The following is a 13,259-nucleotide window of genomic DNA, read 5'->3' as shown; positions in this document are numbered from 1 at the left end:
CCCCGAACCCTTTGCCCGAGAAACCGCGCCGTAGGAGGATGACATGAGCCAGACAAACCCGAAAATCCTGATCGTCGATCTGGTGGGCCTCGCCTTCGATGCGGAGGGTCAGCCGGACCCTTCGGCGGTCAGGGCCCATATCCTGGCGCGCGGCGGCCTGTTCCACCTCGGCTCGGGGCGCGGGCTTGCGGAGGCTGAGGCCGGGGTGCCGCAGTTCTTCTACATGCCGATGCTGTCGGAGCCATCCGCGATCCTCGCCGAGACCTCCGACGGCTTTTATGACGCGGTAATCGCGGCGGCGACGATCCTGCCCGAGGGCGCGCGTTTCGATCTCGGCGGGGTGCGGATCGGGGCCGGCACCGGCAACATGCGCTCGGTCAGCTGGGGCGGCGGCGATGGCAAGGGCGGGGTGGCGCCCCTGATGAACACGCCGGGCATCAACGCCAGGGCCACGGCACAGATGGTGATGAAGGCGCTTCTGCGGGTGCGGCCCGATCTGCCGGTGGAGCTGATCCATGACCTCGTGGCCGAGGGCGCCTTCGACACCGGCCGCGACCTTGCCCGCTTTCCCACCGCCAAGCTGGAGGGGCAGACCTTCGCCGTCATCGGCTATGGCAATATCGGGCGCGAGGTGGCCAAGCTGGCCCGCGCCTTCGGCATGCAGGTGCGCATCTTCGCCCGCGCCCGCCATCAGGCCTGGATCGAAAGCGAGGGCTTTGCCTATGCCGCAAGCCCGGTCGCGGCGGCGACGGGTGCCGATGTGATCAGCGTCCACACCGGGCTTGGCCCGCTCGGACCACAGGCCCATGCCAATGAAGGGCTGATCGGGGCCGAGGTCATGGCTTCCCTCGCCCCCGGCGCCGTGCTGATCAACTATGACCGCGGCGAGCTCGTGGATACCGGGGCGCTTGCCGAAAGCCTCGCCTCGGGCAGGATTTCCCATGCCGCGATCGATGCCGACCTCTTCCGCAACCCGTCCAGCGGCGCGCTGTCGGGGCCGATGACGCCCTATCTGGATCTTCTCGCCGACCATGCCGCGCGGCTGTCGCTGCTGCCCCATGCCGCCGCCGACACCGATCACCCGACCCGGGTGGCGGGGGCGATGCAGGCGGTGGACCAGATCCTCGAGGCGATCCGGAACCGCGTGGTGACCAACCTCAAGGGCGATCTGCCGCCGGGCTACCGGAACGGTGGTGCCACGCGGCCGCGCGGGCTGGGCGGTGTTTCTACCTCGGATCTGCGGGCGTTGGCGCAGCGGCCCGAGGCTCTTGCCACCCTGCGCGACCTTGCGGCCAGCCTCGCCCGGCAGCTGCACGCCCCGGAGGCGGAAGGGGCCGAGGCCGAGGCTTTGGTCATGACCTGCAACCTTCTGGCGCGACACTTGCGCGATCTGGGGCTGGAGGGGGAATATCTGGCGCAGGGCTGATCCGCGCCAGAGCGGTTTCAGGCGGTGGGCACGGTGCCGCCATCGATGACATATTCGACGCCCGTGATGCTGCCGGCCCGGTCCGAGGCGAGGAAGGCGATCAGGTTCGCAACCTCGGCCGGGGTCGTCGGACGGCCAAGCGGGATGCCGCCCAGCGCGGCCATGATCAGCCTCTTGCCGCCCTCGACATCGGTGCCGGCCTCCTGCGCCAGCCGTTCGGCCAGGCGCACCGCCGCCTCGGTCTCGATCCAGCCCGGGGCGACGCGCAGCACGCGGATGCCCTTGGGCGAGACCTCCTTGGACAGGCTCTTGCTGTAGACCGACAGCGCCGCCTTGGCCGCGGCATAGGCCGTGGTCGATGCAGGCAGCGGCATCAGCCGCTGGATCGAGGTGACATGGATCACCACCCCGGCCCCTTGCGCCACCATGCCGGGCAGCAGGGCCCGATCCAGCCGGACGGCGGGCATCAGGTTCAGGTTCAGCTCGGCCTGCCATTCCGCCTCGCCCAGCGCGGCGAAGCCGCCCCCCGGCGCGGAGGAGCCGCCCAGCATATGCACGATCACATCGACCCCGCCGAGCCGCTGCGCCACGGCCTCGGCCACCGTGGCGCAACCCTGCGGCGTGGTCAGATCGGCGGCGACGAAAAGGTCCTCGGGCAAGGGATCGGGGCGATGACGGGCGGTGGTCAGCACCTTGGCCCCAAGCTCGCGAAACAGCGCCACGGTGGCGGCGCCCGCCCCTTGCGTGCCGCCGGTGATCAGGGCGCGCTTGCCCTGCAGGGTCAGAAAGCCGGTCATGCCGTGATCTCCAGCCCGGTGATCCGGTCGCCGTCAAGCGCGAAGCGGAAGGTCAGGACGAGGGGGCTGCCGGGGAAATCGCCGCTGACCCGGGCGCGGACCAGGGTCTTGCCCGCCGCCTCCTGCAGGTCGAGCGGCGTGCTCGTATGCCGGTAGCGGGCCTTGGCGGCGCGCCACCAGGCGCTGATCTCTTCCGGCCCCTGCCGGATTGCGCCCTCGTCGCGCACCATGGCATCCGGGGCGAAAGCCGCCGCGAAGGCCGCGGCGTCTTCGGGCGAACGGGCGGAGAAATAGGTCTGGATCGGTGGGGGAAGCGTCATCGCAAGGCTCCTGTGCTGCTGATGGCAAAATAGGGCTGGACGGTCATTGCGATAATCGGGATAAATGGACATCTGTCGATGACACAATCGGGATAATCATGGATGCCGGGTTGAAAGGGCTGGAGGCGGTGCTGGCCATCGCGCGGCGCGGCAGTTTCCGCGCGGCGGCACTGGAGTTGGGCATGTCCACCACGGCGCTGTCCCATACGATCGGGCGGCTGGAGACCGGGCTTGGCGTGCGGCTCTTCAACCGCACCACCCGCAGCGTCGCCCTGACGGACGCCGGGCGCACCTTTGTCGACCGCGTGGCCCCTGCCCTGCACGAGATCCGTTCCGCCATCGACACCGCCGCCTCGCAGGGCGAGACGCCCTGGGGCCTTTTGCGGATCAACGCCTCGGTTCCGGCGGGGCGCGAGATCGCGCCGCTGGTTCTGGACTTCCTGCGCCGCTATCCGCAGATGGAGGTCGATCTGGTCACCGAGGGCCGGCTGATCGACATCGTGGCCGAGGGCTTCGACCTTGGCATTCGCCCGGCCGATCTGGTGCCGCGCGACATGATCGCCCTGCCGCTGGGCCGGCCGCAAAGCTATGCGGTCGTGGCCTCGCCCGCCTGGCTGGCCCGCCATCCCCTGCCCTTGACCCCGGCGGATCTGCCGGTGGAGGAGTGTCTGCGCGTCCGCCTGCCCAATGGCGCGCTGTTCCGCTGGCAGTTCGAAAAGGCCGGCGTCCAGGTGCAGATCGAGGCGAGGGGCCGCCTGACGCTGGACGAGGCCGAAATCGCGCGCACCGCCGTGCTGGAGGCGGCGGGTATCGGCTTCTTCATCGCGCAGAACGTGGCCGAGGACATCGCCTCGGGCCGGCTAGTCCGCCTGCTGGAGGATTGGACCCCGCCGCGCCCGGGTTTCAGCCTGTATTATCCCGGGCGCCGCAACCCCTCGGCCGGATTTGCGGCCTTTCTCGCCCTCGCCCGCAAGCAGGCCGCAGGGCTGGGCGCGGGAATTGACCTCAGCGCGCGGTGAGGTGGATGCCCGCCAACATGCAGCGCACCGAGCCACCGGCCATCTCGATCGTCGGCACCGTCAGGGGCACCAGCGTGACGCGCGCCTCCAGCGCCGCGCGCTGGTCGGGGTGCAGGGCGGTCAGGGCGCGCTGCGACAGGGCCAGAAGGCGGCCGTCGCGGCCCTGAAGCTCGATCGCATTGCCGGCGAAATCGCCGATCTGCCGGGCGTCGAGGTCGATGACGACGCGGCCCGAACTCTCCAGCCTGTCACGCACCTCGGCCCGGCGGGCGGGGTCGGTGATCTGCGAAAGGCCTGCCAGCGCGACATCGGTGCCGATGCACATCAGGACATTGGTGTGGTAGATCGGGCGCCCGGCGGGGTCGGTCGCGTCAAAGGCCATCGGCTCATAGTTGAAATGGGTGCAGAAGCGTTCCAGCGCGATCGGATCGGTACGGTTTGAACGCGCCGCATAGGCCACCCGGTCGATATGGTCGAGCACCATCGCCCCGGTGCCTTCCAGAAACAGGCCGTCCGGCTCCAGCCCGGAATAGTCGATCACATCCTGCACCCGGTAGCGCGCCTTGAGCATCTGGATCACATCGGCGCGGCGTTCCAGCCGGCGGTTCGGCGCGAACATCGGGTAAAGCGCCACATGCCCGCCGGGATGGGTGGAAAACCAGTTGTTGGGAAAGACCGAATCCGGGGTGCTTGTGGTCTCGTCCTCGAAGAGATGCACCGTCACGCCCTGGGCCGTCAGCAGGCGGGCGGCCTCGGTCACCTCGGCATGGGCGGCGCGGGCGATGCTGGCGGGGTCCAGTCCCTGCGGCATTGTCTGGAAGGCATTGTCGACCAGGGTCTCGGTGTTGACGCTGAAATGGTGCGGGCGGATCATGATCACCGCCCCCGGGGCCTGCACGCTGCGCGCGGCCATCACGCCTCGACCTTCGCCCGCATCAGCATGCCGAACAGGTCGCGCGGGTCGTCGGGATCGGCCAGAAGGTCGAGCATGTCATACTCCCCACTGTGCACCAGCTGGTCGCGGATGTAGCGCAGGGCCGAGAAATCCTCGGTCGCAAAGCCCACGCTGTCGAAAAGCGTGATCTCTGCCGGATCGCTGCGGCCAGGCGCCTCGCCGCGGATCACCTGCCAAAGCTCGGTCACCGGATGGTCGGGGGCCAGCTGCTGGATCTCGCCCTCGATCCGGGTCTGTGGCGGGTATTCGACGAAGATGTTCGACCGCAGCAGGATGTCGCGGTGCAGCTCGGTCTTGCCGGGGCAATCGCCGCCGACGCCGTTGATATGGACGCCGGGGCCGACCATGTTGTCGGTCAGGATGGTGGAATACTGCTTGTCCGCCGTCACGGTGGTGATGATCTCAGCCCCCTCGACCGCACCTTGGGCGGAGGTGCAGACCGTGATCTCGAACCCCTTGCCCGCGAGGTTGGCTGCGCATTTCGCCGTGGCCCTGGGGTCGATGTCGTAAAGCCGCAGCTTCGTCACCCCCAGCACCGCCTTGAAGGCCAGGGCCTGGAACTCGCTCTGCGCGCCATTGCCGATGATGGCCATGCAGGAGGCCCCGCGCGGCGCCAGATATTTCGCCGCCACCGCCGAGGTCGCCGCGGTCCGCAGCGCCGTCAGGATCGTCATTTCCGACAGAAGCACCGGATAGCCGGTGTCGGCATTGGCCAGAACGCCGAAGGCGGTGACGGTCTGCAGCCCGTCCTTCATGTTCTTGGGGTGACCGTTCACATATTTGAACCCATAGGTGACGCCGTCGCTGGTCGGCATCAGCTCGATCACGCCATCGGTAGAATGCGAGGCGACGCGGGCGGTCTTGTCGAACAGCGCCCAGCGGCGGAAGTCCTCTTCGACATAGGCGGCCAGCTCGACGAGAAAGCGTTCCACCCCGATGCCGCGCACGATCCGCATCATCCGCTCGACGCTGACGAAGGGGACAAGGTTCAGATTCATCGGACGCAGGATCGACATGGCGGCACCTTTTTCATGGGATGCCACAGGCTAACCCGGGCAAAGCGCAGTCGAAATCGCAAGGTCTTGCAAATAATGCGCAGATTTCTGGCAATTTGCGCAGGGCATTTGTAAGATATGCCAATCCCCGCGCAGGAGGCATGCAGGAGGCGCCATGCACAGCTATGACCAGACCGACCGCGACCTGATCGCCCTGTTGCGCCGCGACGGGCGGGCACCGATCGCCAAGCTGGCCGCGGTTCTGGGCGTCTCGCGCGGGACGGTGCAGAACCGGATGGACCGGCTGCAGGCCTCGGGCGCGCTGCTGGGCTTCACCGTCCGGGTGCGCGAGGATATCGAGGAAGGCGCCGTCAAGGCCGTGATGCTGATCGAGGTGGCCGGCCATTCGACCACGCAGATCATCCGCAAGCTGCGCGGCATCCCCGAGCTCGTCGCCCTGCACAGCACCAATGGCGCCTGGGATCTGGTGGCGCAGATCAACGCGACCAGCCTGGCCGATTTCGACCGCGTGCTGCGCAATGTCCGCGCCATCGACGGGGTGATGAACTCCGAAACCTGCATCCTGCTCAGCTCGGTCTGAGTCTGGGTGCAGGGTCCGGGCGGGGCGCGGTTCAGCCCGGCCCTTCCAGGAAGAACCGCACCATCTGGGCCGAGGCATCCGGCCCCTGCCGATCCGTATAGGACCCCGCCGCGCGCCCGCCCGACCAGGCATGGCCGGTGCCTTCGATCATCCAGAGCTCCAGCACCACCACGCCCCCGGCATCGGCATAGCTGCTGCGGACATAGGCGCGCCCGGCGACCTCTCCCTTCCTTGTCCGCACCGGCTCTGCCGCCCCGCCCAGCGCCGCCGCAACCAGGGCCTCGGCGTTGGACGGATGCACCGTGCTGTCTGACCGACCCTGAAAGATGATGCGCCGCACCGGGTTCGGGCCGGGCGGGACGGTAGCGGCAGGGGAGGCGGTGCCGCCCCGGCGCATGGCACGGATCGCCGTCAGCGTGGACTGCGCCGCCCCGCGCGGAAGGCCGGAATGGATGCCCGCCGCCGCAAAGACATCGGGATAAAGGTCAGCCAGAAGCGCCGCCGTCGCCCCCCCGGCCGAAAGCCCCGCCACGAAGACCCGGCCCCGCGCCAGCCCGAACTCCCGCATCAGCTTGCGTGCCAGCGCGGCCAGAAGCGCAGGCTCGCCGCTGCCGCGGATCTGGTTGGCGGGCTTGAACCAGTTCCAGCAGCGCGCCGGGTTGTGGTCGCTGGTCTGGGCCGGATAGGCGATGGCAAGGCGGTGCTTCTCGGCCAGGGTGTTCATATGGGTGCCGAGGGCAAAGTCGTCGGGTGTCTGCTGGCAGCCGTGCAGCATCAGGATCACCCCCTCGGGCGGGCCGGAGAGGCTGGCGGGCAGGTACAGCTTGTAGCCGCGCGATCCTTGGGTGCTGCGATGCTGCCGGGCGATATACTGCGCACCGGGCGGGATGCGCGGCGCAGCCTCGCCCGCCCCTGCCCCCTGCCCCGCCCGCAACTGCGCCAGAACCATGCCCAGCGAGCGCCCGACTTTGGGCACCTTGGCGGGTTTGGGTTTGGCAGGCGCGGCCTTCGTTGGCTTCGGCTTGGCAATCCTGGGCTTCACAGGCTTCGGCGTCAGGGCTGCCAGCGCGGTTTTCACCATCAGGCCGGCCAAAGCCTTCCCGGTGGCACGGGTCGCCTTCTTCACCTTGGCCGGGCGCATCAGTCGGCCCGCCCGGCGCAGCGCGGATGCAAAGGTGCGTGACATCAAGATTTTCCTGAAAATGAAGCGTCTGAAAGGACTGCGGCCAAGCAAGGGCAGACCCCTTGCGCGCGGCCCGCCCTGCAGGAGATGGGGCGGCAGAGCCGCAGGGCAAGGCGAAAGCCCATCCGCCGCCCGCCTTTCGCTTGGCACAAGCCCGGAACCCGATGCGGTTCCGGGCGTTGGAAGGGCAAGACCTGACGTGGGCGCAGCCCTCCGCCCGGTGTCAGACCCGCCAAGCCCCCGCCCCGGCAGAAGGAAGCCCGTTCTTGAGCCCCTCAGACATCTGCATCATCCTGAACGCCGGTTCCGGCCAGCCCGATGACCAATCGAAACCCGAAACCATCAAGGCGGCCTTCGCTTCCCTCGGCCAGCCCTGCACGATCAAACAGATCGTCAAGGGATCGCAGATCGAGGCCGAGACCCGCGCCGCCATGGCGGAGGGCTTCAAGACCATCGTGGCGGCGGGCGGCGATGGCACGATCTGCGCCGTGGCCTCGGTTCTGGAGGGCAGCGATGTGGCGATGGGCATCCTGCCGCTTGGAACCTTCAACTACTTCGCCCGCTCTCTCGACCTGCCGATGGAGATGGAGGGCTCGGCCAAGGTGATCGCCGAGGCGCAGCGCCGCCCGCTGCGGATCGCCCGGATCAACGACCGGGTCTTCCTGAACAATGCCAGCCTTGGCGCCTATCCGGCCATCCTGGAAACCCGCGAGGGCATCTACAAGCGCTGGGGCCGGACCCGGATCGCAGCCTATTGGGCGGTGATCAAGACGCTGACCACGGTGCGCGCGCCGCTCCACCTGCGCATCACCGTCGATGGGCAGACGCGCACCGTCCGCTCGCCCCTCGTCTTCGTGGTGAACAATGCCTACCAGCTGACCCAGCTCAACGTCGTCGGCGCCGATCATATCGAGGATGGCAAGCTGGTGGTCTTCATCGCCCCCGATGCCAGCCGGATGGAGATGATCCGGATGGCCGTGGTCATCGCCCTGGGCCGCGGTTTGCCCGAACGCGCCTTCACGGTGCTGAGCGGCGCGGATATCGTGATCGAGAACCTCGACCGCCCCGCCGGCTATCCCCGGACCATCGCCCGCGATGGCGAGCGCGAGCGGCTCGCCGGCCCCTACCGGCTTCAGGTGGTCGAAGACGCGCTCGAGGTGATCGCCCCCGCCGCGCAGGCAGAAAAGACTTCCGACAAGACCGCCGACAAGACAACGGACAAGACAACGGACAAGACGGCCGCATGAGACGGCTGGTGCATATGTCCGACCTGCATTTCGGCCGCGACCGGGCCGAGTTGCTGACCCCCCTGCTGCAGGCGGTCAACGAGTTGCAGCCCGATGTCGTGGTGATCTCCGGCGATCTGACCCAGCGCGCGACGGAGGGGCAGTTCGCGGCGGCGGCGGCCTTCATCGATGCCATCACGGCGCCGGTGCTGACCATCCCGGGCAACCACGACCTGCCGCTGCACAACCTGTTCGTGCGGATCTTCCTGCCCTGGCAACGCTATCGCACATGGATCAACCCGGATCTGGAGCCGAAGTTCGTCGATGACGAGATCGCGGTGATCGGGGTCAATACGGTCAACCGCTTTGCCTGGCAGCAGGGCTGGTTCCGCACCCGTGCCATCCGGCGGGTCTGCGCCGAGTTCGGCGGCGAGGGCGACAGCCGCACCCATGTCGTCGTGGTCCATCACCCTTTCGAACATGAGAAGGACGAAAGAAAGCGCCTGATGCGCAATGCCTCTGCCGGAATCCGGGCGCTGTCGGATTGCGGCACCGATGTCGTCCTCTCCGGCCATCTGCACAGCTGGCGCGCCGATCCCTTTGCCACGGTCGAGGGCCACCGCTCGGCCCTGCAGGTCCATGCCGGGACCAGCCTGTCGAACCGGCTGCGCGGGGAAGTCAACGATTTCAACCTGCTGGAGATCGACCGCGGCCGGATCACCGTCCACCGCCATGCCTTCAGCGACACAGGCCTGACCTTCGCGGCGACGGGTTCGGCCACCTTCCTCGCCGGGGCCCAGGGCTGGCATCGCAGGTCCGAAAGCTGATCCTTGCGCCCTTCAGGGCGCTGCGGTGTCCGAGGACGCGGGCGGCGGCAGAAGGACGAGGTGGCGCTCGTAGCGTCCGGCCGCGAACCAGAGGGCGACGAGCGTCGCGGCCACCAGGGTCAGAACCGCAATCCCGCGCCAGGGCCAGACCGGAAGCGCCACGGCCGGGGGCATTTTGGCCGCACGCGTCCGGGTCAGGGCGATGGCCAGAACCAGCCAGACCGATCCGATCAGATAGCCGCTCAGCACGTCGCTGAGATAATGCTCCACCAGGTAGAGCCGGCTTCCCCCGACCAGCAGGATCACCACAAGACCCGCCAGCGCCACAAGGAAGCGCGGCGCGGGGCTTTCGCGCAGCAGGAGGAAGGTGAAATAGCCAAAGAGCATGACGCTGACCGCGCTGTGGCCGCTGGGGAAGGCGGCGCTGCTCTCGTGATAGACGCCGAAGGCGGGGCGGGCGCGGCCGAAGATCGTCTTCAGCAGCGTCACCGTGATCTGGTTGCCGATCAGCCCAAGCCAGAGGCCCGGCACATAAAGCCCGCGCCGGTAAAGCAGCATCAGCGCCGTGGCCGCAACAGCCAGAAGCACCACGACCCCCCAATAGCCAAAGGCCGTGACGGTGGAAAAGAAGCCGACGAGAGCCGGGCTGCGCAATCCAAAGAACAGCTGCGCCGTCCAGAGGTCCATCCGCCCGATCCAGCCCGCCGCCGCAGGGTCCAGCGCCCTGGTCGCGAAGATCAGCCCCAGATAGCCCAGCGTGGCCAGAACCAGAGCCGCCACGGCGCTCCACCGCCCCCCCGTCATCCGGCAGCCCTGCCGCATCGACCTGCCCCGCCCGCAAGGGGCGCCGCTTCCTTCGTGGCGTGGTTCACCCGCGGATCCCTCTCATGGCCCGGGCACCCGACTGCCCCGCCCTCCCCCTGTAGCAAGGAATGGCCGGGAGGTGAACAGAACTCCACCTTCCCGCCGATCAGTGCGCGAAACCCGCCGCCCCGGTTCACTCCGGCTTGCGCGACACCTGCTCGGCCCAGCGGTTGAGCCAGGCCAGCCCGGCGAGCGAAAGCCCAAGGCCCAGAAAGCTGAAGACCCGGGTCAGGCCGCTCAGCCCGGCGGCGTCGATCAGGAAGACCTTGGCGATGGTGACGGCGATGATTCCCATGCCGACCCGCCGCAACAGGACCGAACGGCGCGCGATGGCCTGATAGAGGAGCCCCGCCCCCAGCAGCGTCAGCGCCACGGTATAGCTGTAGAGCTCGTTCTGCAGCACCCCCGGCCCGCCAAGGAAATCGCCCTGCCAGAAACGCCGGATCTCCAGCCCGGCGTAAAGCGCGAGGAAAGCCGCGCCGATCCCCATGAGGACATGGGCAAACCGGCCCGGCAGCCCCAGCCGTCGCGCGGCAAAGAGAAGGATCAGGCCCGGCATCGCATAGGCCAAGGCCAGGCTGTCCAGCAGGATCGGCCCGATCACCTTGACCAGGGGCTCGTCATAGGGCGAGGCGAAAAGCGGGTTGAGCGGGCCCACCGCCGCCAGAAGCCCTGCGGTGGCAATCAGCCCGGCCACGGCGGCGATGCCAAGGCGCAGCTTGCGCATCGGCCCGCCAAGCCGCGCCCGGTAAAGCTGGACCAGGGCCATCGACAGCCAGGGCAAGGCATGCAGGCTGGCGGAATAGCTGCTCTGGCTTTCGAAATCACCCTCCGGCCCGACCAGCCAGCGCGCGATCAGCACGTTGAAGAGGACGGCCACCAGCGCCAGCGCCGCACTTTCCAGCACCCCCTTGGTCATCGGGCGCGGCAGGGCGGCCAGAAGGACAAGGGCCGCCACCTCGGCCGCGATGGTGCCGAGGAAGGCCAGCAGCACCGAGATCAGCGGCGCCCTCAAGGCCCAGTCGAGGCCCGGGTCCACCACCAGCCGGTAGCCGAGGACCAGAACCGCGATCTGCAGGAAAATCCCCATCTCGCGCAGGGTAAAGCGCCGGTCCAGCGCCGCCGCCGTCACCACCAGCACGGCCAGGGCCAGGGTCAGCGCGGTGGCACTGGTCAGCACGAACAGCGCCAGGGCGATCAGCGACAAGGCCGAAAGCGTGGCATAGGCGGTGCGGCGATGGTCGCTGCCATCCCGGCGGGCAAAGCGATCGGCCAGGGCCACCATCGCGGCGGCCAGAACCATCGCATGCAGCGCCCAGGCCCAGGGACCAAGGACGAGGGAAGGTTGCCAGTACAGCTCCAGCACCGCCACGGCGACCGGGGCCACCAGAACCGCCGCGAGGCCCTGCAGCACCGCAGCCCTCCCCCCGCGCAGGGCGCGCAGGGCAAAACCGCCCGAGACGGCGCCGGCCATCACGACCAGCCAGGTCACCGTCATGGGCGCGCCGATCTCCGGCGCGCGCAGGGTGATCGCCTGCGACAGAAAGCCCTGCGACAAGGGCCAGTATTGCGTCAGGTCATAAATCAGCCGCACCACGAAGGCCGCCGCCGGCACCAGCGCCAGATCGGTCAGCCCCTCGGCCCGGTCGGCCCAAAGCAGAAGCAGCAACGCCAGCGCCGTCATGGCCACGAAGGCGCCCAACCCATTCGCCGCCGTCGTGCCGGGCAGCCCCAGCAGGAACAGGCTCGACACCAGGACCGCGCCCGCCGCCAGACGGGTCGGAAACACCGGCCAGCCCAGCGCGCCCTTGGCCAGAACGGCCTGCAGCACCGAGGGGCCGGGATGGGCGGGGATCAGGCTCAGCACCGGCAGGGCGATGGCCGCCAGGGGCAGCGCCACCAGACAAAGGGTCCAGCCCAGCTCTCCCGCGCCGAATTGCAGCATGGCAAAGCCGCCGGCATAGCCCAGAACCAGCGCCAGCACCGAAACCCAGGCCCAGCGCCGCATCGCATCGACCGCAAGCCCGGTCGCGGCGATCAGGCTGTAATAGGCGTAAAGCAGGGGCGTCGCCGCACTGTCCGAACCGACGAGGAAGGGCGCCGCCGCCGCGCCAAGCAGCCCCACCGCCACCAGAAGCGGACCATAGAACCAGCCCAGCCCGATGGCGAGCAGGGCCGTGGCGATATGCAGGATCAAGGCCGCGCTCGGGCCGATCAGGTCGTAAAGCTGGCGCGCCGCGACCGTGGCGGCAAAGATCGCCACCAGTCCGGCCCCGGCAAAGACCGAAGGCAGATAGGCGGTGCTCTGCCCCTCGCCATCGCCGCCATGCCGCCGCATCCACTCGCCCGCCGCAATCAGCGCCGCGCCGAACAGCATCGCCGCCATGACCCGGGCCGCCGGCGGCAAAAGCCCGTTCTGCACGCCATATTGCACCAGAAACACCCCGGCGAGTGCCAGAGAGGCCGCCGAGATCGCATAGACCCAGTTGCGCCGCATCCAGACCGCAAAGGCCGAGACCCGGTCCGCCCGCATCACGATCGGGCGGTTCTGGTCCGAGGCGGAAGGCTCAGGCGACAAGGGTTCGGCCGCAAGCTCTGGCGCGACCCCGTCAGATGCCGCCTCCGGTACGGGAGAAGCCGCGCTTTGGGCGGCCATTGCAAGCAACTCCGCCGCAGCCTCTGGGGCTGTCTCTGGCGCGGCGCTTTCGTCGGTGTCCGGGGTGAGGCTCTGGACCGGGCTGGCTGTGGCCACCGGCCGCTCCGACGCCTGCATCTCGGCCAGCTGACGCTCCAGCCGGCCCACGCGTCTGCGCAGGGCGACATGGGCAAAGATCAGCACGATCAGACCCAGAGGGATCGCCAGTGCGACAAGCACCAGCAGCACCAGCACGCCGTCCATCCCAATTCCCCATCCCACGCGACCTTGTCCCGGTCGTCCGGCGCAGGATAGTCAACCGCCCCGATTTCTCAAAGCCATAAAGGGCCCCGCCCGCCGGGGGCCTCCTGCGGGTCAACAAGGCGCTTGACATTATTGATGACAAGCATC

General features: G+C 68.6%; 12 protein-coding genes. 5 read left to right on the top strand and 7 right to left on the bottom strand.

The genetic code is table 11. The annotated features are described in order from the left end of the window. The first annotated feature begins 43 nt into the window (after positions 1-43). On the top strand, positions 44-1,426 hold the full coding sequence (locus AC1DZT_RS21955; protein ID WP_478008788.1) for an NAD(P)-dependent oxidoreductase: 1,383 nt from the start codon (positions 44-46) through the stop codon (positions 1,424-1,426). A gap of 17 nt (positions 1,427-1,443) precedes the next feature. On the opposite strand, the gene AC1DZT_RS21950 is transcribed toward AC1DZT_RS21955, so the two are convergent. Both AC1DZT_RS21950 and AC1DZT_RS21945 read right to left on the bottom strand, forming a co-directional pair. Beyond that, positions 1,444-2,223 (bottom strand): SDR family oxidoreductase, encoded by a 780-nt coding sequence (locus AC1DZT_RS21950; RefSeq protein WP_478008787.1) that lies wholly within the window; start codon positions 2,221-2,223, stop codon positions 1,444-1,446. After that, positions 2,220-2,543 carry a nuclear transport factor 2 family protein gene (locus AC1DZT_RS21945; RefSeq protein WP_478008786.1) on the bottom strand — a complete coding sequence of 108 codons (324 nt, stop codon included), beginning with the start codon at positions 2,541-2,543 and terminating at the stop codon, positions 2,220-2,222. Before AC1DZT_RS21945 ends, AC1DZT_RS21950 begins: the two co-directional genes overlap by 4 nt. Positions 2,544-2,641: 98 nt before the next feature. Between AC1DZT_RS21945 and AC1DZT_RS21940 the strand changes: the two genes are divergently transcribed. Further along, positions 2,642-3,562 (top strand): LysR family transcriptional regulator, encoded by a 921-nt coding sequence (locus AC1DZT_RS21940; protein ID WP_478008785.1) that lies wholly within the window; start codon positions 2,642-2,644, stop codon positions 3,560-3,562. On the opposite strand, the gene ctlX is transcribed toward AC1DZT_RS21940, so the two are convergent. Further along, complete coding sequence (gene ctlX, locus AC1DZT_RS21935) at positions 3,549-4,475, bottom strand: citrulline utilization hydrolase CtlX (protein ID WP_478008784.1); 927 nt, start codon at positions 4,473-4,475, stop codon at positions 3,549-3,551. The genes AC1DZT_RS21940 and ctlX overlap by 14 nt on opposite strands. Further along, positions 4,475-5,533 carry an ornithine cyclodeaminase gene (locus tag AC1DZT_RS21930; protein ID WP_478008783.1) on the bottom strand — a complete coding sequence of 353 codons (1,059 nt, stop codon included), beginning with the start codon at positions 5,531-5,533 and terminating at the stop codon, positions 4,475-4,477. The genes ctlX and AC1DZT_RS21930 overlap by 1 nt, the downstream gene beginning before the upstream one ends. Positions 5,534-5,687: 154 nt before the next feature. On the opposite strand from AC1DZT_RS21930, the gene AC1DZT_RS21925 reads away from it, so the two are divergent. Next, positions 5,688-6,113: an Lrp/AsnC family transcriptional regulator gene (locus AC1DZT_RS21925; RefSeq protein WP_478008782.1), complete on the top strand. Its 426-nt coding sequence runs from the start codon at positions 5,688-5,690 to the stop codon at positions 6,111-6,113. A 31-nt stretch (positions 6,114-6,144) separates the two neighbouring features. Here AC1DZT_RS21925 and AC1DZT_RS21920 read toward each other — a convergent pair whose 3' ends face one another. After that, entirely contained in the window at positions 6,145-7,299 is a 1,155-nt protein-coding gene (locus AC1DZT_RS21920) for an extracellular catalytic domain type 1 short-chain-length polyhydroxyalkanoate depolymerase (protein WP_478008781.1), read from the bottom strand. A gap of 263 nt (positions 7,300-7,562) precedes the next feature. Between AC1DZT_RS21920 and AC1DZT_RS21915 the strand changes: the two genes are divergently transcribed. Continuing rightward, complete coding sequence (locus AC1DZT_RS21915) at positions 7,563-8,543, top strand: diacylglycerol/lipid kinase family protein (protein ID WP_478008780.1); 981 nt, start codon at positions 7,563-7,565, stop codon at positions 8,541-8,543. After that, on the top strand, positions 8,540-9,349 hold the full coding sequence (locus AC1DZT_RS21910; RefSeq protein ID WP_478008779.1) for a metallophosphoesterase family protein: 810 nt from the start codon (positions 8,540-8,542) through the stop codon (positions 9,347-9,349). Before AC1DZT_RS21915 ends, AC1DZT_RS21910 begins: the two co-directional genes overlap by 4 nt. 12 nt (positions 9,350-9,361) lie before the next feature. On the opposite strand, the gene AC1DZT_RS21905 is transcribed toward AC1DZT_RS21910, so the two are convergent. Together AC1DZT_RS21905 and AC1DZT_RS21900 are read right to left on the bottom strand one after the other, a co-directional pair. Beyond that, positions 9,362-10,153 carry a phosphatase PAP2 family protein gene (locus tag AC1DZT_RS21905; RefSeq protein ID WP_478008778.1) on the bottom strand — a complete coding sequence of 264 codons (792 nt, stop codon included), beginning with the start codon at positions 10,151-10,153 and terminating at the stop codon, positions 9,362-9,364. A 193-nt stretch (positions 10,154-10,346) separates the two neighbouring features. Continuing rightward, the gene (locus AC1DZT_RS21900; protein WP_478008777.1) at positions 10,347-13,112 is read right to left on the bottom strand and encodes a DUF2339 domain-containing protein; all 2,766 of its coding nucleotides are present in this window, start codon (positions 13,110-13,112) and stop codon (positions 10,347-10,349) included. Between the last annotated feature and the right edge of the window lie 147 nt (positions 13,113-13,259).

This window comes from Rhodobacter sp. P1_C2, from assembly GCF_056406375.1.
This window is presented reverse-complemented; position numbering and strand designations above follow the sequence as displayed.

Bases quoted from the DNA above. Each gene is read 5' to 3' on its own strand.
- AC1DZT_RS21955 (WP_478008788.1), top strand. From the start codon at position 44: ATGAGCCAGACAAACCCGAAAATCCTGATCGTCGATCTGGTGGGCCTC.
- AC1DZT_RS21950 (WP_478008787.1), bottom strand. From the start codon at position 2,223: ATGACCGGCTTTCTGACCCTGCAGGGCAAGCGCGCCCTGATCACCGGC.
- AC1DZT_RS21945 (WP_478008786.1), bottom strand. From the start codon at position 2,543: ATGACGCTTCCCCCACCGATCCAGACCTATTTCTCCGCCCGTTCGCCC.
- AC1DZT_RS21940 (WP_478008785.1), top strand. From the start codon at position 2,642: ATGGATGCCGGGTTGAAAGGGCTGGAGGCGGTGCTGGCCATCGCGCGG.
- ctlX (WP_478008784.1), bottom strand. From the start codon at position 4,475: ATGGCCGCGCGCAGCGTGCAGGCCCCGGGGGCGGTGATCATGATCCGC.
- AC1DZT_RS21930 (WP_478008783.1), bottom strand. From the start codon at position 5,533: ATGTCGATCCTGCGTCCGATGAATCTGAACCTTGTCCCCTTCGTCAGC.
- AC1DZT_RS21925 (WP_478008782.1), top strand. From the start codon at position 5,688: ATGCACAGCTATGACCAGACCGACCGCGACCTGATCGCCCTGTTGCGC.
- AC1DZT_RS21920 (WP_478008781.1), bottom strand. From the start codon at position 7,299: ATGTCACGCACCTTTGCATCCGCGCTGCGCCGGGCGGGCCGACTGATG.
- AC1DZT_RS21910 (WP_478008779.1), top strand. From the start codon at position 8,540: ATGAGACGGCTGGTGCATATGTCCGACCTGCATTTCGGCCGCGACCGG.
- AC1DZT_RS21905 (WP_478008778.1), bottom strand. From the start codon at position 10,153: ATGACGGGGGGGCGGTGGAGCGCCGTGGCGGCTCTGGTTCTGGCCACG.
- AC1DZT_RS21900 (WP_478008777.1), bottom strand. From the start codon at position 13,112: ATGGACGGCGTGCTGGTGCTGCTGGTGCTTGTCGCACTGGCGATCCCT.